The sequence below is a fragment of the Uniformispora flossi genome, assembly GCF_049534875.1.
GTDB lineage: Bacteria > Actinomycetota > Actinomycetes > Streptomycetales > Streptomycetaceae > Yinghuangia > Yinghuangia aomiensis.
Genome location: NZ_JBMULZ010000003.1, coordinates 300,179 through 319,163, shown reverse-complemented (window position 1 = coordinate 319,163; position 18,985 = coordinate 300,179). Strand labels below are relative to the sequence as shown.

Sequence of the window (18,985 nt, the reverse complement as noted above, 5' to 3'; positions counted from 1 at the left end):
TAAATTTTTTAATACCCCACGGGGCCCGGCCCCGCCCGCTCGCCCTGGGGGGGGGTTCCCTCCCGGGGGGCCGGGGGGGGGGCCCCCCCCCGGGGCGGGCACCCACCGGTGTTGTCCTGCGGAGCCGGTCAGGGCTGGTCAGGGCTGGTCAGGGCTGGTCGGAGCTGGTCAGGGATGGTGGGAGCCCGTCGGAGCCCGGACCGTGCACCGGTTCCTACTGGGCGTCGTCCTTCTTCTCTTCCAGGCGCGGGAAGAGGATCTCGCCCTTGGTGATCGTCGCGCCCGCGGGGAGCTGGCCCCACGCGCCCGCGTTCTGCACGTGCTGGTCGGCGAGCGCACCCAGGTGCGCTTCGGCGCCCAGCGACTCCCACAGCTTCTGCGCGGTGGCCGGCATGACCGGGTTGAGCAGCACGGCGAGCGCGCGCAGCGTCTCGGCGGCGGTGTAGAGGATCGTGGCGAGGCGGGCCTGGCCGGCCTCGGACGTGTCCTTGGCGACCTTCCACGGCTCCTGCTCGGTGAGGTAGCCGTTGACCAGCTTCACGAAGCCGAAGATGTCGTCGAGGCCGCCCTGGAAGTCGAGCTGCTCGACCTTGGCGTCCGCCGACTTGACCGCGCCGGCCAGCGCCTCGTGCAGCACCGTCTCGGCCTCGCCGTCCGCGGTGGCCGCGGGCAGCTCGCCGCCGAAGTACTTGCCGACCATCGCGGCCACCCGCGACGCCAGGTTGCCGAAGTCGTTGGCCAGTTCGGACGTGTAGCGGGCGGTGAAGTCCTCCCAGGAGAACGACCCGTCCTGCCCGAACGGGATCGCGCGCATGAAGTAGTACCGGTACGCGTCGACGCCGAAGTGGTCGGTGAGCTGCTGCGGCGCGATGCCCGTCAGCTTCGACTTGCTCATCTTCTCGCCGCCGACCAGCAGCCAGCCGTGCGCGAACACCTTGCCGGGCATCGGCAGCCCGGCGGCCATCAGCATGGCCGGCCAGATGACCGCGTGGAACCGCAGGATGTCCTTGCCGACCAGGTGCACGTCGGCCGGGAAGGTCGCGTCGAACTTGGCCTGGTCCGCGCCGTAGCCGACCGCGGTGGCGTAGTTGAGCAGCGCGTCGACCCAGACGTACAGCACGTGCGACTCGTCCCACGGGAGCTTGATGCCCCAGTCGAACGTGGACCGCGAGATCGACAGGTCCTGCAGGCCCTGCTGGACGAACTTCAGCACCTCGTTGCGCGCCGACGCGGGCTGCACGAAGTCCGGGTTCGCCTCGTAGAAGGCGAGCAGCCGGTCGGTGTAGGCCGACATCCGGAAGAAGTAGTTGTCCTCGTGCACCAGCTCGAGCGGGCGGCTGTGGATGATGCAGAGCTTCTGGCCCTCGTACTCGCCGGTGCCGTCCACCATCTCGCCGGGGAGCTTGAACTCCTCGCAGCCGACGCAGTAGAGGCCCTCGTACGAGCCCTGGTAGATCTCGCCCTTGTCGTACAGGTCCTGGACGAACTCCTGCACGCGCTCGGTGTGGCGCGGCTCGGTGGTGCGGATGAAGTCGTCGTTGGCGATCTCCAGGTGCCGCCACAGCGGCTTCCACGCGGACTCCACGAGGCGGTCGCACCACTCCTGCGGCGACATGTCGTTCGCCTGGGCGGTGCGCATGACCTTCTGGCCGTGCTCGTCCGTGCCGGTCAGGAACCACACCTTCTCGCCGCGCTGGCGGTGCCAACGCGTGAGCACGTCACCGGCGACGGTCGTGTAGGCGTGGCCGAGGTGCGGGGCGTCGTTCACGTAGTAGATCGGGGTGGAGACGTAGTACGCCTTGCCCCCGTCGTGTCCGCCCGGGTTCGTGGAGTGATCGATGGATCCAGTGGCCGCCATGCCGGAAATCCTACGGCCCGCGGAGACCGGGTCGCCCCCGAGTATCAGGGGGCGGCCCGGCCGGGGAATGTGAGGCGCGAGGGACGACGCGCGAGGACGGACGGTGCCGAGGGCGGTGCTGCGGTCAGCGGCGCGGCAGCCTCAGGTGCCAGTGGCGCACCGAGGGGCCGGAGGTGGGAGCGGACGCGCCGGTCGGCGGCGTGGCGGACGCCACGCGGCCGGCCCGCAGGATGCGGAGGCGGTTGCCCTCGCACTGCTCGCAGCGCGGCCGGGTGAACGGCGACGGGACCCGCCCGCCGTCGTGGTAGTAGTGGCAGACCTGGTTTCCGTGCAGGTCCGTGACGTGGTGGATCTCGTACGCGCGCTCCCAGCCGTGACCGCAGCTCAGACAGACGAACGAGTACGCCTCGTGCACGATGGTCGAGGTGTTCATGGCGACCTCCTCGCGCGGGCCCGTCCGCCGAACGGTTCGGCGGCTCCCCAGGGGCCCCGGCTTCGCTTCCATGGGATGCCCGTGGAGTCGCCTGCCGTATCGGCGCTTACATCCCTTTGGTCTGCTCTAGTCCGGAGAATGAACAAGTTGGGGTGGACATGGGCCGAACACTCCCATTGTGCTACCGGGGCGTTGCCGGTGCTTGACGCTCGGGACCGCGCCGGAACCCGTTCGGCTCAGCGGCTCTTCTTGGCCGCGACCACCGCGTCGAACACGTCCCGTTTCGGCACGCCGAGTTCCGCGGCGACCGCGGCGATGGCCTCTTTGCGCGGCTGGCCTGCCGACTCGCGGGCGGCGACGAGGTCGGCGAGGGCTTCGGGGCCGACCGCCGACGGATCGGCGGGCGGGGCGCCCGCGACCACCACGGTGATCTCGCCGCGCACGCCGTCCTGGGCCCAGGCGGCGAGTTCGGCGAGGGGGCCGCGGCGGATTTCCTCGTAGGTCTTGGTCAGCTCCCGGCACACCGCGGCACGCCGGTCGGCGCCGAACGCGTCGGCCATCGCCGCGAGCGCGTCGGCGATGCGGTGCGGGGACTCGAAGAACACCAGGGTGCGCGGCTCCGCGGCCAGATCGCGCAGCCGCCCGGCGCGCTCGCCGGCTTTGCGCGGCAGGAACCCCTCGAAGCAGAAGCGGTCGACCGGGAGGCCGGACAGCGCGAGCGCGGTCAGCACCGCGGACGGGCCGGGCACCGCGGTCACCCGCACGCCTTCCGCGACCGCGGCCTCGACCAGGCGGTATCCGGGGTCGGACACCGACGGCATACCCGCGTCCGTGACCAGCAGCACACGGGAGCCGTCCAGCAGCGCGCGCACGAGTTCGCCGGTGCGGGCCGCTTCGTTGCCTTCGAAGTAGGAGACGACGCGGCCGGGCACCTCGGCGCCGAGCGCCTGCGCGAGACGGCGCAGCCGCCGGGTGTCCTCGGCCGCGACGACGTCCGCGGCGGCCAGCTCCGCGGCCAGCCGGGGCGGTGCGTCGTCGACGTCTCCGATGGGCGTTCCGGCCAGGACGAGGACCCCGCTGCGTTCTTGTTCCACGGCCCCATCTTCTCGTGCCCGGGCGGGTGCCCGCGGACGGTTCCCCTCGGGCTCGTAGGCCGTCCTGACCGCCGCACGCCGCCGCGGTCAATACGATGACCGCGTGACGAGCGACGTGGCCACCGAGAACCCCACCCGCCGGCGACCCCCCGACGACGGCGGAGGCACCGCGGTGTCCGAGGCCGACGCGGGCGCCTGGTCGCGCACGCTCGCCCGGTTCGGTTTCCGGCCGCGGCCGCGCGTGTCGCTGCGCGAACGCCTGGTCCCCGGGTTCACCGATTCCTCGCCCTACACCGGCGGCGGCTGGCTTCCCTGCCTGCTCGTGACGCTGATGGCGGGCTTCCTGCGCTTCTGGAAGCTCGGGCAGCCGGATGCGGTGATATTCGACGAGACGTACTACGCCAAAGACGGCTGGTCGCTCGTCAAGCTCGGCTACGAAGGCACCTGGGCCGACCCGGACAAGGCCAATCCGGCGTTCGTGCACGGCGACTACGGGTCGTTCCTGAGCGACCAGGGGTCGTATATCGTCCACCCGCCGGTCGGAAAGTGGATCATCGGGTTCGGCGAGTGGGTGTTCGGCATCAGCCCGTTCGGCTGGCGCTTCATGGTCGCGCTGCTCGGCACGCTGTCGGTGCTGATGCTGTGCCGCATCGGCCGCCGGCTGTTCCGCTCCACGCTGCTCGGCTGCATCGCGGGCCTGCTCATGTCGCTCGACGGCCTGCACTTCGTGATGAGCCGCACCGCGCTGCTCGACCTGGTGCTGATGTTCTTCGTGCTCGCCGCGTTCGGGGCGCTGCTCATCGACCGCGACGACGCGCGCGCCACGGTCGCCCGGCGGATGCGCGACGGCATCGACCCGCACCGCGCGCTCACGATGGGCCTGGGTCTGCGCCCGTGGCGCATCGTCGCGGGCATCTGCCTGGGCCTCGCGTGCGGCACCAAGTGGAGCGGCGTCCCGATCGTGTTCGGGTTCGTCCTCCTGGCGCTCTTCTGGGATGCCGGGGCGCGCCGGGCGGCGGGCGCCGCCGGGTGGCGCGTGTACGCGGCCGTGGTGCGCCGCGACCTGCCGTGGGCGTTCCTGTCCGTGGTCGTCGTCGCGCTCGTCGTCTACATCTGGTCGTGGTCGGGCTGGCTGATGACCGACGGCGGCTACTTCCGGGACTGGGCGCACGGCAGGGACGGCCTGTCGCCCGACCACTTCTCGCTGGGCCCGGTCAAGATCAGCGGCCTGCCGCAGTTCGACATGACGTGGATGCCGGAGTCGCTGCGCAGCCTGTGGCACTACCACTCCGAAATGTGGACGTTCCACAACCACCTGTCGGATCCGCACGTCTACCAGTCGAACGCGTGGAGCTGGCTGGTCCTCGGCCGGCCGGTGTCGTACTACTTCGAAAGCCCGAGCAACGGGCAGGCCGGCTGCCACGTCGACAAGTGCGCCCAGGAAGTCCTCGGGATCGGCACGCCGTTCCTGTGGTGGGCGGCCTGCTTCGCGGTGCTGTTCCTGCTCTACCGGTGGGCGGCGCGGCGCGACTGGCGCGCGGGCGCGATCCTGTGCGGCCTGGCGGTCGGCATCCTGCCGTGGCTGGCCAAGCAGGACCGCACGATCTTCCTGTTCTACGCGGTCGTGTTCGTGCCGTTCCTCGCCCTCGCGGTGGCGATGATGATCGGCGCGATCCTGGGTCCGCCGGGATCGAGCGACAAGCGGCGGGCGTGGGGTGCGGCGGCCGCGGTGGGCCTGATCGCGCTGATCGCCTGGAACTTCCTGTACTTCTATCCGATCTTCACCGGCACCACGATCCCGTACAGCGATTGGCAGGACCGGATGTGGTGGACGACATGGATCTGACGGACGGGCAGCCCCCCGCGACGGCGCGGGGGGCCGGCCGCGGGCAGGCCCGCGAGGAGGACATCCGCCGCCGCGCGATCGAGGCGACCCGCGCCCTGGCCGCGGAAGGCGGCTACGAGAGCGTGCAGATGCGCGACGTCGTGCGGATGTCCGGGCTGTCGTCGGCGACGATCTACCGGCACTTCTCGTCCAAGGACCACCTGCTCGCGGCGACCCACCTCGACTGGATCAAGTCGCTCGAGCGCAGCCGCGCCGCGGCCCGCCCCGGCGGTGCGGACGCGGCGGACCGGGTCGCCGCGATCATCGCGGACACCTGCCGCGCGATGTCCCGCAAGCCGCGGCTCACGGAGGCCCTCATCCACGCGCTCGGCTCGTCCGACCCGGGCGTGCGCGACTGCCACCGCGAGACGAACCGCATCATGCACGACATGTTCCGCGCCGCCGTCGCCGACGAGGTCGCGGACGTGGACGAGTTCATCCGCCTCATCGGCGTCGCCTGGGAAGGCGCGCTGTTCAGCTGGGCGTTCGGCCGGATGAGCATGGACGACGTGGAACTCGTGGTGCGCCGCAGCGCCCGCCTGCTGATCGCGGGCGCGGCCGCGGAGCAGGCCGCCGGCTGACGCGCACCCGGCCGCCCCCCGCCCGGCGCCTCGCCGCTTCGCTCAGAGGGGCAGCAGATCGGGCCGCTTCGGCTCCCTGCTGTCCCCGGACGACTGGCCGCGCAGCCGGCGCCCGATCCACGGCACGAGGTGCTCACGCGCCCACTGGACGTGTTCGCGCCGGGCGGCCGCCGCGCTGAGCTGCTCCGCCTCGGGCGGCCACGCCGCCTCGGGGTCCTCGTCGGTCGGCAGGCCGAGCGCCCGCGCCGCGTTGAGCGCGACCCGCTCGTGGCCGCATGCCGACAGGTGCAGGCGGTCCTCGCTCCACGCCCGGCGGTCCTGCACGGCCTGCATGGCCCACAGGTCGACGACCGTGCAGTCGTGGCGGGCGGCGATCACCCGAAGGTGCTCGTTGTACGTGGCGACCTTGCCGCGCACCAGCTTCAGCAGGCCCAGCTCGCGGGTGTCGAAGCCGGTGAAGACCATCACCCGGGCTCCGGCGCCGCGCAGCGCGACGACGGCTTGCTCGTACTCGGCGGCGAGCTTGTCGGGGTCTCCCCCGGGCCGCAGCACGTCGTTGCCGCCCGCGCAGAAGCTCACCAGGTCGGGAGCCGCGGCGACGGCCACCGGAAGCTGGTCGTCGAGGATCTGCTGGAGGAGCTTGCCGCGGACGGCGAGGTTCGCGTACCGGAGCCCGGGCCGGGCTTCCGCCAAGCGCACCGCGAACCGGTCGGCCCAGCCGATCAGGGTGCCGTCGGGGCCGGGGTCGCCGACGCCTTCGGTGAAGCTGTCGCCGATCGCGACATACGAGCGGACGGGGGAGCCGGTGGCGCCGGAGGACGAGCTTGCGGCAGGGGGCCCGTCGAGGTTCTTCTCATCGTCGGCCATGTCACGCGATGTTGGCACGCGGTGACCGGGCTACGCGACCGTAGTGACGGCTGCGTCACCCCAAGTGATGCACGGTTTCCCGGGAACGGCCCTGTGGCTTACCTCACATGGCGCTGTTCCGGCTTCCTCCCGACGGCGCGCAGCCGTCGGGAAAGGGAACGGGAAGGGGCAGGCGAAACGACGAAGGCCCGATCCTCACGGACCGGGCCTTCGTGTTGGTGGAGCTGAGGGGATTTGAACCCCTGGCCCCCTCGATGCGAACGAGGTGCGCTACCGGACTGCGCCACAGCCCCAACGAGAAAGAAGATTACCACCTTCCGGAGGTGCTCCGTGCACGGGTATTCCGTGGGGTGAACGCCCGCCTCCCGATGCGGTGTCGGGCGTCCTACTCGTTGCCCGCGCGCGGCCACTCGTGCGGTTCGTACGCGGGGATCGACGGGAGCGCTTCCTCGGCGTACTGGTCGAACAGCGGCGTGGGCGGCGCGTGGTGCTCCTCGGCGGCCTCCGGGGCCTCGGGGAGCGCCGGCTCGCCGCGCGGGACCACCGGGGCCGTCACGTAGGTCGGCAGCGGCACCGGGACGGGGTCCCAGGCGTCACGGTCGCGAGCGTCCGCGGTGTCGGTCTGGAGGGCCGCGATCCATTCGGCGTGGTCGCGGTCCTCGGCCTCGCGGCGGGACGTCTTGGGGCGTGCCTCAGGCGCCGGGCGGGCGGCGGGGCGCTCGGTGGGCGGACCCGCCTCCCCGGTAGGGCGGGGGCGGCGCGCGGTATCGCCTTCGGCCGCGGGGCGGCGGCGGGGTGCGGCGGGGGCGGAACGGCGCGGCTCGTCGGCTTCCGGCTTGCGGGCGGCCGGGCGCGGCGGGGCCGGGCGGGCCGCGGGCGGGCGCGCCGCGGGGGCGCGCATGCTCCGCAAGTTGGCTTCGTAGCGGCGGTGTTCCTGGACGCGCAGGTAGCCGATGTAGACGGTCAGCGCGGCGCCGGGCAGGGCGGGCAGCCACAGCCAGGCCATGCCGCCGAGACCGGCGAGGACCGCCCCGGCCGTGAAGGCGAGGAACAGCCCGACGACGACCCGGCGGCGGCGCGCCAGCAGGGCCGCGCGGCCGTCGGGGCGGCGCAGCGGTGCCGGGGCCTTGGGGGCGGCGATGCCAAGGACGAGCTTGCGCAGGCCGCGGCGCGGTGGGGGCACGGCCCCCGGACGCGGCGTCTTGGCCGCCGGGCGGCCGGACTTTGCCGGGGCGTTGTCGCGCGCCTTGCCTGCGGGCGGGCCGGCCGGGCGCCGGGCGCCGTCGGCGGATGCCGGTTCGGGCGTGCGGGCGGACTTGGCCGACTTGGCCGACTTGGCGATGCGGGATCCGGCGTCGCGGGATTCGGGGTCCCGGGAACGGTCGAAGGCCCCGTCGGCCGAGCCGGGACGGCCCGTCGGCTCGACGGGCGCGTGCACCTGGCGGCCGCGCGGGGCCTGCGCGGCCGGCGACTCGCGCCGCCGGGCCGCACTGCCGGGGGGGTGTTCGGCCGTCGCCCCGGGCGGCGCCTTCTCGGTGCCGGGCGGGGCCGCCGCGGGCTCGTCGCGGGCGCCGCGCCCGGTGCGGGAGGCCTCGGGAGGCGGGTGCTCGACGCGCGCGGGAACGTCGCTCGTCACGGTGTCGAGGTTGCTGTCGCCGTTGGCGATCATGCGGGCGTAGCGGCGTTCCAGAGCGCCGCGCCGGGACAGGATCCGGATCGCGGTGGTGAAGCGCTCCGTGTGCCGGCCTTCGTTCAGCTCGTCCTGCCGACGGAGCCACATGGGCACCAGGTAGGCAGCCCAAGCACCCACGATCGCTGCGTAGATCAGGCCGCTGCTGCTCACATCCGACACGCTAAGCCGGACGGCGTCCGGATCGTCGGAAGACGGACGGTGTGTCGCACGATCTTCTTTGATGTGTGTGTGACTACTGGGACAGATGTGGCTCCTGTGGTCATACGAATACGGCAGGCGAGGGTACGAAACGGCTGGTCAGACCCCGCTTCGGGGCGCGATTCGGGCCCGATTCCGGCCCACAGCGGACGCGAAGCGGGCTCGGCCTCAGGCTCCGGCGAGACCTCGGGACTGGCGGTAGGCGCGCCACCGCGCGAGCAGCCCTTCGGGAACTTCTTCCGCGTTCAGCGCGTACACCAAGTGGTCGCGCCAATCCCCGTCGATGTGGAGATAGCGCGGCCGGATGCCTTCCTCGCGGAAGCCGAGTTTGGCCACCACCCGGCGGCTGGGCGCGTTCTCCGGCCGGATGCACACTTCGAGCCGGTGCAGGCCGACGCGGAAGAAGCAGTGGTCGGCCGCGAGTGCGACGGCGGCAGGCATGACGCCGCGTCCCGCGACGCGTTCGTCGACCCAGTAGCCGATGTGCGCGGAGCTCATCGAGCCCCACGTGATGCCCGCGACGGTGACCTGGCCGACGAGGCGCCCGTCGTACAGGATCACGAACGGCAGCATGCGGCCCGCCGCGGCTTCGGCGCGCAGGTAGCGCGCCATCTGCCGGAAGGTCGGCCGGCGGGCGATCGGCGAGCCGGGCGGCACGGTGGCCTCCCAGCGGCGCAGCCACTCGCGGTTGCGAGTGTGGACTTCCTGCCACGCGTCGGCGTCGCGGCCGCGGATCGGCCGAAGGACGACCGGTCCTTCGGCCAACTCCACCGGCCAGCCGCGGATCAGGAGTTGCCCCATGGGGGCGCGGCCGAGTAGCCGCCGGCACCTCCGTAGCCGCCGCCTCCGCCGCCGCCGAAGCCCCCGCCGCCGCCGCCCTGGAAGCCGCCTCCGCCGCCGAACCCGCCGGGCTGCTGGTAGCCGCCGGCCGGTCCGCCGCCGAAGCCGGCCCGCCCGTGGTCGCCGCCCTGCAGCTGCTGCACGGCGTGCACGAGGAACTTCCCGAGCACCTCCATGCCGTCGCGCGCGCCGCCCTGCGAACCGGGCAGGTTGACGATCAGGCTGCGGTAGACCCACTGCGCGTCCTGCACGACCGCGACGCCGGCGATGCCGCGCGACAGGACCGCGGTCGGCACCTTGTCGAAACTGGCCTGCCGGATCGCCTCGGCGATGCCGGGGATCTCGAACGTGATGACCCGGCGGGTCATTTCCGGCGTCTGGTCCATCGGTGTCAGCCCGGTGCCGCCGGTGGTGACGACGACCTCGTAGTGCTGGGCGACCGCGTCGCGCAGCGCCTGCGCGACCGGTTCGCCGTCCGGCACGACCTGCGGACCGCGCACCTGGAACCCGAGCCGGGTCAGCTCCTGGGCGATGACGGGTCCGCTCTCGTCCCCGTAGGCTCCGGCCGCGGCCCGCGTCGACGCGGTGATGACCATGGCTCGCATCAGTTTTCCCCTCCGTCTGCTGGACCCGGAGCGGTGCGGCTCTCCCCGGCCGCGGCTCCGGGCTCGTCCCCGTGCCCGGGCGAGGCGGACGGGGACGGCGCGCCTTCCGCGGCACGCGTCCAGTCGCCCGACACTCCCCCGGTTTTCTCCTCGACCCGCACGTCGGTGATCACCGCGCCCGGGTCGACCGCCTTCACCATGTCGACGACGGTCAGCGCGGCCACCGAGACGGCGGTCAGCGCTTCCATTTCCACCCCGGTCCGGTCCGCGGTGCGGACCGTCGCGGTGATGGACACGGCGTCGTCCTCGACCGCGAGGTCGACCGTGACGCCGTGCAGGGCGATGGGGTGGCACAGCGGCACCAAGTCGGGAGTTCGCTTGGCCGCCATGATCCCGGCGATGCGCGCGGTGGCCAGCGCGTCGCCCTTGGGGAGTCCCTCGCCGCGGAGCAGTTCGACGACGCGGGGCGCGACCAGCACGCGTCCGCTCGCCCGACCGGTCCGCACCGAGACCTGTTTGGCTGTGACATCGACCATCCGGGCGGCGCCCTTCTCGTCGATGTGCGTGAGAGTCTCGCCGCGCACCGTTCTCCCTCTCGTGCCCTGCCCCCGACCAGCCGATGCGACCGGCCGATCCGGCCGGCCGACCTGACTAGCCAACGTTACTGGGGCGGGGCCTCGGGCACGCGAAAGCCGCGTTCAGAGGAGCATGACGTCGACGGTCGAGCCGCGGCGCACCTCGGTGACGTCCTCGGGCACCACGACGAGGGCGTCGGCGAGCGCGAGGCTGCCGATCAGGTGCGAGCCGTGGCCGCCGACCGGTTCGACGGTGGCGAGCGCCGCGGGGCTCTCCGCGGGCGTGTACTTGGCGCGGACGAACTGCCGCTTGCCTTCCGGCGACGTCAACGCGGCCTCGCAGCGGGCCTGCACCACGGTGCGCGCAGTCTCCGTGGCGCCGGCCATCTTGAGCAGCGCGGGCCGCACGAAGACCTCGAAGGAGACGAACGCACTGACCGGGTTGCCGGGCAGCGTGAAGATCGGCGTGTCGTCCGGGCCGATCGTGCCGAAGCCCTGCGGCATGCCCGGCTGCATGGCGACCTTGTCGAAGTCGACCGTGCCGAGTTCCGTCAGCACTTCCTTGACCACGTCGTAGGCCCCCGCGCTGACGCCGCCGGTGGTCACGACCACGTCGGCGCGGATCAGCTGGTCCTCGATCGTGTCGATGAGCGCCTTGGGGTCGTCGGCCACATTGCCGACGCGGTACGCGATCGCGCCCGCCTCGCGGGCTGCGGCGGTCAGCATGTAGCTGTTCGAGTCGCGGATCTGACCGGCCGTCAACGGGCGTCCCGGCTGCACGAGTTCGCTGCCCGTGGAGAGGATCACCACGCGCGGGCGGGGGCGGACCCGGATGCGGTCGCGGCCGATGGCGGCGAGCAGGCCGACCTGCGCGGAATTGAGCGTGGCGCCGGCGTCGAGGACGGTCTGGCCGGCGGCCACGTCGTCGCCGCGGTGCCGGATGTACTGGCCCTCGTCGGGCGTACGCCGGACGCGCACGGTCGGCATGCCCGCGTCCGTCCACTCGACCGGCACGATCGCCTCGGTGCCTTCGGGCACCGGCGCGCCGGTCATGATGCGGGCGCAGGTGCCGGGTTCGAGGGCGACATCCGGCGACGTGCCGGCCGGGATGTCGGCGACCACGTCGAGGACGACGGGGTACCGCTCGCTGGCGTCCGCGACGTCGGCGAGCCGGACCGCGTAGCCGTCCATGGACGAGTTGTCGAACGGTGGAAGGTCGCCGGTCGCGGCGACGTCGTCGACCAGCATGCTGCCGTGCGCGTCGAGGAGCTGGAGTTCCAGTGGCGACAGCGGTGCCACCCGTTCGAGGATTCCGGTCAGGTGCTCCTCGACGCTCTTCATCCCCGCAGCTCCTCGTCGACGTACGTTTTCAGCCAGTCCCGGAATTCCGGGCCCAGGTCGTCCCGCTCACAGGCAAGTCTGACGATAGCCCGCAAGTAGTCGCCGCGATCGCCCGTGTCGTAGCGCCGACCCGTGAACAGTACGCCGTGCACGGGCCCGCCCGCGTCCTCGTCGCGCAACGCGAGTTCGCGCAACGCGTCGGTCAGTTGGATCTCGCCGCCGCGGCCGGGCGCGGTGGCGGACAGCACGGGGAAGACCGCGGGGTCCAGGAGGTAGCGGCCGATGACGGCGTAGGCGCTGGGCGCGGTGCCCGGTTCGGGCTTCTCCACGAGGTCGGTGATCCGGACGACGTCGTCGATGCCGGTGGGCTTGACCGCGGCGCAGCCGTACAGGTGGATGTGCGCGGGGTCGACCTCGATGAGCGCCACGACGCTGCCGCCGAGCTGCTCGCGGATCTCCAGCATGCGGGTGAGCAGGGGGTCGCGCGGGTCGATGAGGTCGTCGCCGAGCAGGACGGCGAACGGTTCGTCGCCGACATGCGGTTGCGCGCACAGGACGGCGTGGCCGAGGCCGCGCGGGTCGCCCTGCCGGACGTAGTGGATCGCGGCCAGCTCACTGGATTCGCGGACCCGCTTGAGGCGCTCGGTGTCGCCCTTGGCGGACAGCGCCTCTTCGAGTTCGTAGGCGCGGTCGAAGTGGTCTTCGAGGGGCCGCTTGTTGCGGCCGGTCACCATGAGGATGTCGTGCAGCCCGGCAGCGACTGCTTCCTCCACGACGTACTGGATGGCGGGCTTGTCGACGACCGGCAGCATTTCCTTGGGCGTCGCTTTGGTCGCCGGGAGGAATCGCGTGCCGAGTCCGGCCGCCGGGACGACAGCCTTGCTGATGATCCGCCGAGGGCGGGCCGAGGGCGCCGGGTTCATGGTCGAAGACTCTAATCGGGGCGTATGAGCGTCGCCTGAGAAAGCCCGCCGAATGGCCGGAAGCCGCCTCGGGGGTGTCTTCCGGCACGGCACCGCCGCGACCGTAGATTTCCGGCATGAACGACGACAGGCACGCGGCCCCGCGGCGCGCGGACGGGCCCGCCGACATTCACGCGGACGAGACCGGGGCGGGGGTGCCGCACGTCCCGTCCAAGACGGTGCTGCGGGCCGGGCTGCTCGCCGCCCGCGCGGACCGGAGCGGGGAGGAACGGCACGCGGCCGCGCGCGCCTTGGCGGAGCGGCTGGCCGCGGTGCCGGAGATCGCGGCTGCACGGGTGGTGGCGGCGTACGTGCCGGTCGGCTCCGAGCCGGGCCCGCCGGACCTGCCGGAGCTGCTGCGCGGGCCGGGCTGCCGGGTGCTGCTGCCGGTGCTGCTGCCCGACAACGACCTGGACTGGGCGGAGTACACCGGTCCGGAGTCGCTGCACCGGGCGGGCCGCGGGCTGCACGAGCCCGCGGGGCCGCGGCTCGGCCCGGATGCCGTGGCGGAGGCCGACGCGGTGGTCCTGCCGGGGCTGGCGGTGGACGGGGGCGGGATGCGGCTGGGGCGCGGCGGCGGGTCGTACGACCGGGCGCTGGCCCGGGTGCGGCCGGACGCGTTCACGGTCGTGCTGCTGCACGACGGCGAGACGGTCGCCGAGGTCCCGGCGGAGCCGCACGACCGGCCGGTGCGGGCGGCGCTGACACCCGGTGGCGGCCTGCTGCGGTTCGGGAGCTGACCGGGGGGCACAGCCGGCCTCCGGGCCGGAAATGCGCGAGGAGGGCGGCTCGTGCCGCCCTCCTCGTCGTCGATGGGCTGTTCGCCTTACGGCGCGCGCGACCCCGCGGTCCCGCCGGACGCCGGCGGGAGCGCCGGGCTCTGCCCCGGCGCCGGCTCGCCGGGCCCTCCCGGTGCGGCGGGCGGTGGTCCGTCGCCCGGTTCCAGGACCAGCGTGTGCTTGGTCGCGGCGTCCACCGCCTGCCGGGTGAACGGCCAGGCGAGGGTGCGCCCCTTGACCCACAGGTCGGCCTGGTCGGTGTAATTGTCGTGCCAGACGTGCCCCGAGGCGCCGGTGAGGTTGATCCAGCGGGACCCGTCGAGGTCCGACAGGTCGACGACCATCCGCATCGACGGCACGGTGGTGACCTCGTAGCCCTGTGCGGCGTTCCAGCCGGTGGCGTCCACGAGGCCCTCGCCGCCGCCCACTTCGTACGGTCCGCGGTTGAGCATCCACTTGACCACGCCGGGGCCCTCGGTGCCGAGGGTCTGGTTCTTCAGGTCCAGCGTGTGCAGGCGGCCCCAGCTCCACGTCGAGATGTCCTTGCCCATCTCGGCGGTGAGTTCCTTGCGTGCCGCGGTCATGGCCTTGAGCAGCAGGGCGTCGCGGGTGGTGATCTTGGCGGGGTCGCCGGAGATGTTCCACCAGGGGCTTTCCTCGTCGGGCAGCAGCGCGCGCACGACTTCGAACCAGCGGTCGCCGCCGTCGGGCAGGGCCGTGGAGCCGTCCCGCTGACCGCACGCGGTCTTCCCGGCGGCGTCGGTGTCGCAGTCGCCGGTGGCGCGGACCGACATCGGCATCTTGTCGCCGAAGGCGAGCAGCAGGAGCTGGCGCCAGACGCCGTTGAAGTACGCGGCCGCCTTCGAGTCTGCGGGTTGGCGGAAGTCCCAGCCCTTGAGCAGGTTCTGCGCCTCGCGGACCCACGAGTCCTTGACGTCGATCTTGAGCAGGTACGGGACGAGCACCTCGGCGATCGGGTTGCGGTCGTCCATCTGCATGCGGCTCATGGCCTGCGGATCGATCTTGTCCTGGGACTTGATCATGTCGATGATCCGCTGGCTGCGCGAGCCGTAGCCCCAGTCGGTGGTGAGCGTGTAGGGGTACGTCGGCGGGGTCACCGCGTTGTTCGCGGTGACGATGTAGCCCTCCGGCGGGTTGTACGTGCTCGGCAGCGAGTCGAACGGGATCATCGCGTCCCATTCGTACTTCGGGTCCCAGCCGTAGACCGGCCAGCGGCCGTCGCCGCTGCGGCGGATCGGGATGCGGCCGGGCGCCTGGTAGCCGATGTTGCCGTCGACGTCGGCGTAGATGACGTTCTGGGACGGCACGTCGAAGCCGCGCAGGGCGTCGCGGAAGCTGTTCCAGTCGGTCGCCCGGTCGAGCTGGAAGAGCGACTCCATCGTGGTGCCGGCTTCCAGCGCGGTCCAGCGCAAGGCGACGGCGAAGCCTTCCTCGCGCTGCGGGCCCGGGTCGGGGATCGGGGCCTGCTTGCCGACGTCTTCGAGTTCGTCGTCGGCGGTGGACACGATCGGGCCGTGCCGGGTGGAACGGACCTGGATCGTGCGGTCCTTGCCGCCGGACACCTTGATGGTCTCCGTGCGGACCTCCTCGAACGGCTGGTAGGAGCCGTCGTAGAGGTAGCCGGTGTCGCTGACCTTCTCCAGGTAGAGGTCGGTGACGTCGGCGCCGAGGTTGGTGAAGCCCCAGGAGATCTTCTGGTTGTGGCCGATGACCACGCCGGGCATGCCGGAGAAGGTGAAGCCGGAGACGTCGTACTGGCACGCCGCGCTGATCGTGCGACAGTGCAGGCCCATCTGGTACCAGACGGACGGCAGCGACGGCGACAAGTGCGGGTCGTTGGCCATCAGCGGCTTGCCGGTGGTGGTGCGTTTGCCGGACACGACCCAGGAGTTGGAGCCCACGCCGGCGGACCGGTCGCTGAACAGCGCGGGCAGCTTCTCCAGCGACTTGGACAGCTCGGTGAGGGCGTTCTGCGCGCTCTTGGACGGGGCGGGCGGCACGGCGTCCTGCTGGAAGCGCTCGCCGCCTTGGGCCGTCGGGTCCTTGACGACGGCGCCGTTGGGCACGATCGGCGCGTTCCGCTCGTACGGGTACGGCGGGTACAGCTGTTCGATCTGGTTGACCGTCAGCTTGTCGGACAGCAGGGCGCGGTCGATCTCGTCCTGGAGGTTCGAGCGCAGGTCCCAGGCCATGGCCTTGAGCCAGGCGACCGAGTCGGCGGGCGTCCACGGCTCGGGCTTGTAGTCGTCGCGGACGAAACCGAGCAGCGTGTACTCGAACGACAGGTCGTCGCCCTTGTGCGTCTGCAGGTAGCTGTTCACCCCGGCGGAGTAGGCCTCCAGGTAGCCGCGGGCCTGCGGGGTGAGCTTGGCGACCTCCTGCTCGGCGATGCGCCGCCAGCCGAGGGTGCGCAGGAAGATGTCGTTGTCGACCTGGTCGGAGCCGAACATCTCGGAGAGGCGGCCGGCCGTCAGGTGCCGGCGGACGTCCATCTCCCAGAAGCGGTCCTGCGCTTGGACGTAGCCCTGGGCGCGGAAGAGGTCTTCGGAGGTGTCCGCGTAGATCTGCGGGATGCCGTTCGTGTCGCGCAGCACCTCGACGCGGGCCGACAGCCCGGGGACCTTCACGGTGCCGTCGAGGTCAGGGAAGGACTTGCGGCTGAGGTCGTAGGCGTACCAGCCGATCGCGCCGAGCGCGACGGCGAGCAGCACCACGAACGCGATGGAGGCGTTGCGCAGCTTGCGGCTGCGGCGCTTCGGGCGGCCGCCGGACGGCTTCGCGGGCCGTGCCTCGACGTGCTTGACGCCGGGCGGGAGTTCGGCGGCGTCCTCGGCGGGAGGCTCCGCGGCAACGGCCTCGGCCGGCTGCGGCGCGGGCGGTGCGGGCTGCGCCGCCTGGGGGGCCGGGTAGGCCGCGGGGACCGGAGCAGGTGCGGGCGGGTACGGGTCCGCCGCGGCGGGCGGGTACGGTTCCGCGGCCCGGTGGGGCTTGGCGGGCGGGTATGGCTCCGCGGGCGGGTACGGCTCCATCGGCGGCTGCGGCTGCGGCGGTTGCGGCTGCGGCGGCTGTTGCGGCTGCGGCGGCTGTTGCGGCTGGTCCTGCGCGCGCTGGGGCCGCGGGCGGCGCGGCGGCGGCTGCGGGGCCTGCGGCTCGTCCGCGGCGGCCTGCGGCGGCTGCGGCGGTTGTTCGGGCTGCCGGTCCTGCCGGCGCTGCGCTGCCGGGCCCTGCGGCGGCCGGCCGTGGAACTGCGAGACAGCACCCCAAGTGTCCCAATTCTGGGTGCTCGCGCGGTCGGTGCCTGAAACGTCCGGCTGATCCGGTACGGACGACTCGGGCTGCTCCGGGCCGGGCGTGTTCGAGGCGGGCATCAAGATCCTTCGCGATCGGTGCGGCAAGGACACCTTAGAGCGGAGGCGTGCGGGCCCACCGACGCGTGTACCGGTCGCGCGCCCCCCGAACCCGCCCGCGGGTTGTTCCGCGAACGCTTCGCGGGTTTGTGCGAGGGTGCGTTCGCGGGGTTCGCCGTCCGGCCCGTGCGGGTACCCGGCGGCGGAGGCACGGCGCCGGGATTGGTAAAATATTTGCCAAGGTGACAGGTGTTGCCCTGTCAGTTCCTGTTCCCACGCCGCCAAACGCCGAAGTTGACGACGTGTCCGATCGTGCCGCCGGCCGGACCCGACGACCGCCGGAGGAGCCTACGTGACCGTTGCCGAGCTGAACCAGGTACTCGCTGTCGGAGCACTGGTCCTGCTCGTTGCGGTGGTCGCCGTACGTGTGGCCACCCGCATCGGCATGCCGAGCCTTCTCCTCTATCTGGGTCTCGGCGTGCTCATCGGCGGCGACGTCCTGGGTGTCACGTTCGACAACGCGGAGCTGACGCAGACGCTCAGCTACGCGGCCCTCATCCTGATCCTCACCGAGGGTGGGATCAGCACCAATTGGCAGCAGATCAAACCCGCCGTGCCCGCGGCGGCCGTGCTGTCGACGATCGGCGTCGGCGTGAGCGTCGGCGTGATCGCGGTCGCGACGCGGTGGGTGCTGGACGTGGACTGGGCGACGGCCATCCTCATGGGCGCGATCGTGTCGTCCACGGATGCCGCGGCGGTGTTCTCGGTCCTGCGTTCGCTGCCGTTGCCGAAGCGGCTGACCGGCCTGCTGGAGGCGGAATCCGGCTTCAACGACGCGCCGGTGGTCATCCTCGTCGCGACGTTCGCCCATCAGGGCACGCACATTTGGTACCACGTGGTCGGCGAGATCGTCCTGGAGCTGGCGATCGGCGCGGCGATCGGCCTTGCCATCGGCAAGATCGGGTCGTGGGGGCTGCGGCACATCGCCTTGCCGGCCTCGGGCCTGTACCCGATCGCGGTGATCACCCTGTCGGTGCTCGCCTATGCGACCGGCGCCCTCGCACACGGCAGCGGGTTCCTGTCCTGCTACTTGGCGGCGCTCATCCTGGGCAACTCCGCGTTGCCGCACAAGGCCGCGACCCGGGGGTTCGCGGAAGGCGTCGGCTGGATCGCCCAGATCGGGCTGTTCGTGCTGCTCGGCCTTTTGGTGACCCCGCACGAGTTGGGCAACGCGATCGTCCCGGCGCTGCTGATCGGCACGGTCCTGCTGCTGCTCGCGCGGCCGCTGTCGGTGGTCGTGTCGACGTCGCCGTTCAAGGTGCCGTGGCGCGAGCAGGTGATCTTGTCGTGGGCGGGCCTGCGCGGTGCCGTGCCGATCGTGCTGGCGACGATCCCGATCGTCGAGGGGGTGCCGGAGGCCAAGCGGCTGTTCAACGTCACCTTCGTGCTCGTCATCGTGTTCACGATCGTGCAGGGGCCGACGCTGCCGTGGATCGCACGCAAGGTCGGCTTCGGCGGGCATCCCGAGTCGGAGGACCTCGGGGTGGAATCCGCCCCGCTCGACAAGCTCGGTGCGCATCTGCTGTCGGTGAGCGTGCCGGTGGGATCGCGGATACACGGTGTGGAGGTCGGCGAACTGCGGCTGCCCAGGGGCGCCGCGGTCACCCTCGTGGTGCGCGACGGCGAGAGCTTCGTGCCGGTGACGACCACCGTGCTGCAGCGCGGCGACGACCTGCTCGTGGTGACCACCGAGGGCGTGCAGGGCGCGACCGAGCGGCGGCTGCGCGCGGTCAGCCGGGGCGGGAAGCTGGCGGGCTGGCTGGGGTTCCGCGGGGCGGAGTGAGCGGCGTCCGTCGTTCCGAGGCTGCCGCTCGGGGCTGCTCGGGTGCCCGGAGGCGGTCCGCGG

General features: G+C 72.3%; 14 protein-coding genes, 1 tRNA gene and 1 pseudogene. 4 read left to right on the top strand and 12 right to left on the bottom strand.

The annotated features are described in order from the left end of the window. Positions 1 to 214: 214 nt before the first annotated feature. The 3 genes from metG to rsmI form a co-directional block, all read right to left on the bottom strand. Positions 215 to 1,858 (bottom strand): methionine--tRNA ligase, encoded by a 1,644-nt coding sequence (gene metG, locus ACPA54_RS08595; protein ID WP_423528077.1) that lies wholly within the window; start codon positions 1,856 to 1,858, stop codon positions 215 to 217. A gap of 124 nt (positions 1,859 to 1,982) precedes the next feature. Continuing rightward, positions 1,983 to 2,291 (bottom strand): hypothetical protein, encoded by a 309-nt coding sequence (locus tag ACPA54_RS08590; RefSeq protein WP_423528076.1) that lies wholly within the window; start codon positions 2,289 to 2,291, stop codon positions 1,983 to 1,985. Between the two features lie 236 nt (positions 2,292 to 2,527). Beyond that, on the bottom strand, positions 2,528 to 3,385 hold the full coding sequence (rsmI, locus tag ACPA54_RS08585) for a 16S rRNA (cytidine(1402)-2'-O)-methyltransferase (protein ID WP_423528075.1): 858 nt from the start codon (positions 3,383 to 3,385) through the stop codon (positions 2,528 to 2,530). 103 nt (positions 3,386 to 3,488) lie between these two features. On the opposite strand from rsmI, the gene ACPA54_RS08580 reads away from it, so the two are divergent. After that, on the top strand, positions 3,489 to 5,231 hold the full coding sequence (locus ACPA54_RS08580; RefSeq protein ID WP_423528074.1) for a dolichyl-phosphate-mannose--protein mannosyltransferase: 1,743 nt from the start codon (positions 3,489 to 3,491) through the stop codon (positions 5,229 to 5,231). Beyond that, positions 5,222 to 5,851 carry a TetR/AcrR family transcriptional regulator gene (locus ACPA54_RS08575; RefSeq protein ID WP_423528073.1) on the top strand — a complete coding sequence of 210 codons (630 nt, stop codon included), beginning with the start codon at positions 5,222 to 5,224 and terminating at the stop codon, positions 5,849 to 5,851. Before ACPA54_RS08580 ends, ACPA54_RS08575 begins: the two co-directional genes overlap by 10 nt. Positions 5,852 to 5,893: 42 nt before the next feature. Here ACPA54_RS08575 and ACPA54_RS08570 read toward each other — a convergent pair whose 3' ends face one another. The 8 genes and pseudogenes from ACPA54_RS08570 to ACPA54_RS08535 all read right to left on the bottom strand — a co-directional run bounded on the left by ACPA54_RS08570 (position 5,894) and on the right by ACPA54_RS08535 (position 12,893). Continuing rightward, a complete protein-coding gene (locus ACPA54_RS08570) occupies positions 5,894 to 6,718 on the bottom strand; it encodes an SGNH/GDSL hydrolase family protein (RefSeq protein WP_423528072.1) in 825 nt (274 codons plus the stop codon). A gap of 216 nt (positions 6,719 to 6,934) precedes the next feature. Continuing rightward, positions 6,935 to 7,011 (bottom strand) — tRNA-Ala (locus tag ACPA54_RS08565). Positions 7,012 to 7,103: 92 nt separating this feature from the next. Beyond that, the gene (locus ACPA54_RS08560) at positions 7,104 to 8,561 is read right to left on the bottom strand and encodes a hypothetical protein (protein WP_423528071.1); all 1,458 of its coding nucleotides are present in this window, start codon (positions 8,559 to 8,561) and stop codon (positions 7,104 to 7,106) included. A gap of 216 nt (positions 8,562 to 8,777) precedes the next feature. After that, positions 8,778 to 9,410 (bottom strand): GNAT family N-acetyltransferase, encoded by a 633-nt coding sequence (locus ACPA54_RS08555; protein ID WP_423528070.1) that lies wholly within the window; start codon positions 9,408 to 9,410, stop codon positions 8,778 to 8,780. Further along, complete coding sequence (locus ACPA54_RS08550; protein ID WP_423528069.1) at positions 9,395 to 10,054, bottom strand: MogA/MoaB family molybdenum cofactor biosynthesis protein; 660 nt, start codon at positions 10,052 to 10,054, stop codon at positions 9,395 to 9,397. The genes ACPA54_RS08555 and ACPA54_RS08550 overlap by 16 nt, the downstream gene beginning before the upstream one ends. Positions 10,055 to 10,164: 110 nt before the next feature. Further along, positions 10,165 to 10,590: pseudogene (moaC, locus tag ACPA54_RS08545) on the bottom strand (cyclic pyranopterin monophosphate synthase MoaC); the annotation flags it as partial. A gap of 162 nt (positions 10,591 to 10,752) precedes the next feature. After that, on the bottom strand, positions 10,753 to 11,970 hold the full coding sequence (glp, locus tag ACPA54_RS08540) for a molybdotransferase-like divisome protein Glp (RefSeq protein ID WP_423528068.1): 1,218 nt from the start codon (positions 11,968 to 11,970) through the stop codon (positions 10,753 to 10,755). Then, entirely contained in the window at positions 11,967 to 12,893 is a 927-nt protein-coding gene (locus tag ACPA54_RS08535) for a UTP--glucose-1-phosphate uridylyltransferase (RefSeq protein WP_423528067.1), read from the bottom strand. The genes glp and ACPA54_RS08535 overlap by 4 nt, the downstream gene beginning before the upstream one ends. A gap of 116 nt (positions 12,894 to 13,009) precedes the next feature. Between ACPA54_RS08535 and ACPA54_RS08530 the strand changes: the two genes are divergently transcribed. Next, the gene (locus tag ACPA54_RS08530; RefSeq protein ID WP_423528066.1) at positions 13,010 to 13,672 is read left to right on the top strand and encodes a 5-formyltetrahydrofolate cyclo-ligase; all 663 of its coding nucleotides are present in this window, start codon (positions 13,010 to 13,012) and stop codon (positions 13,670 to 13,672) included. Positions 13,673 to 13,758: 86 nt separating this feature from the next. On the opposite strand, the gene ACPA54_RS08525 is transcribed toward ACPA54_RS08530, so the two are convergent. Further along, positions 13,759 to 17,100 carry a penicillin acylase family protein gene (locus tag ACPA54_RS08525; protein ID WP_423528065.1) on the bottom strand — a complete coding sequence of 1,114 codons (3,342 nt, stop codon included), beginning with the start codon at positions 17,098 to 17,100 and terminating at the stop codon, positions 13,759 to 13,761. A 331-nt stretch (positions 17,101 to 17,431) separates the two neighbouring features. Between ACPA54_RS08525 and ACPA54_RS08520 the strand changes: the two genes are divergently transcribed. Beyond that, the gene (locus ACPA54_RS08520; RefSeq protein WP_423528064.1) at positions 17,432 to 18,922 is read left to right on the top strand and encodes a potassium/proton antiporter; all 1,491 of its coding nucleotides are present in this window, start codon (positions 17,432 to 17,434) and stop codon (positions 18,920 to 18,922) included. The last annotated feature ends 63 nt before the right edge of the window (positions 18,923 to 18,985 follow it).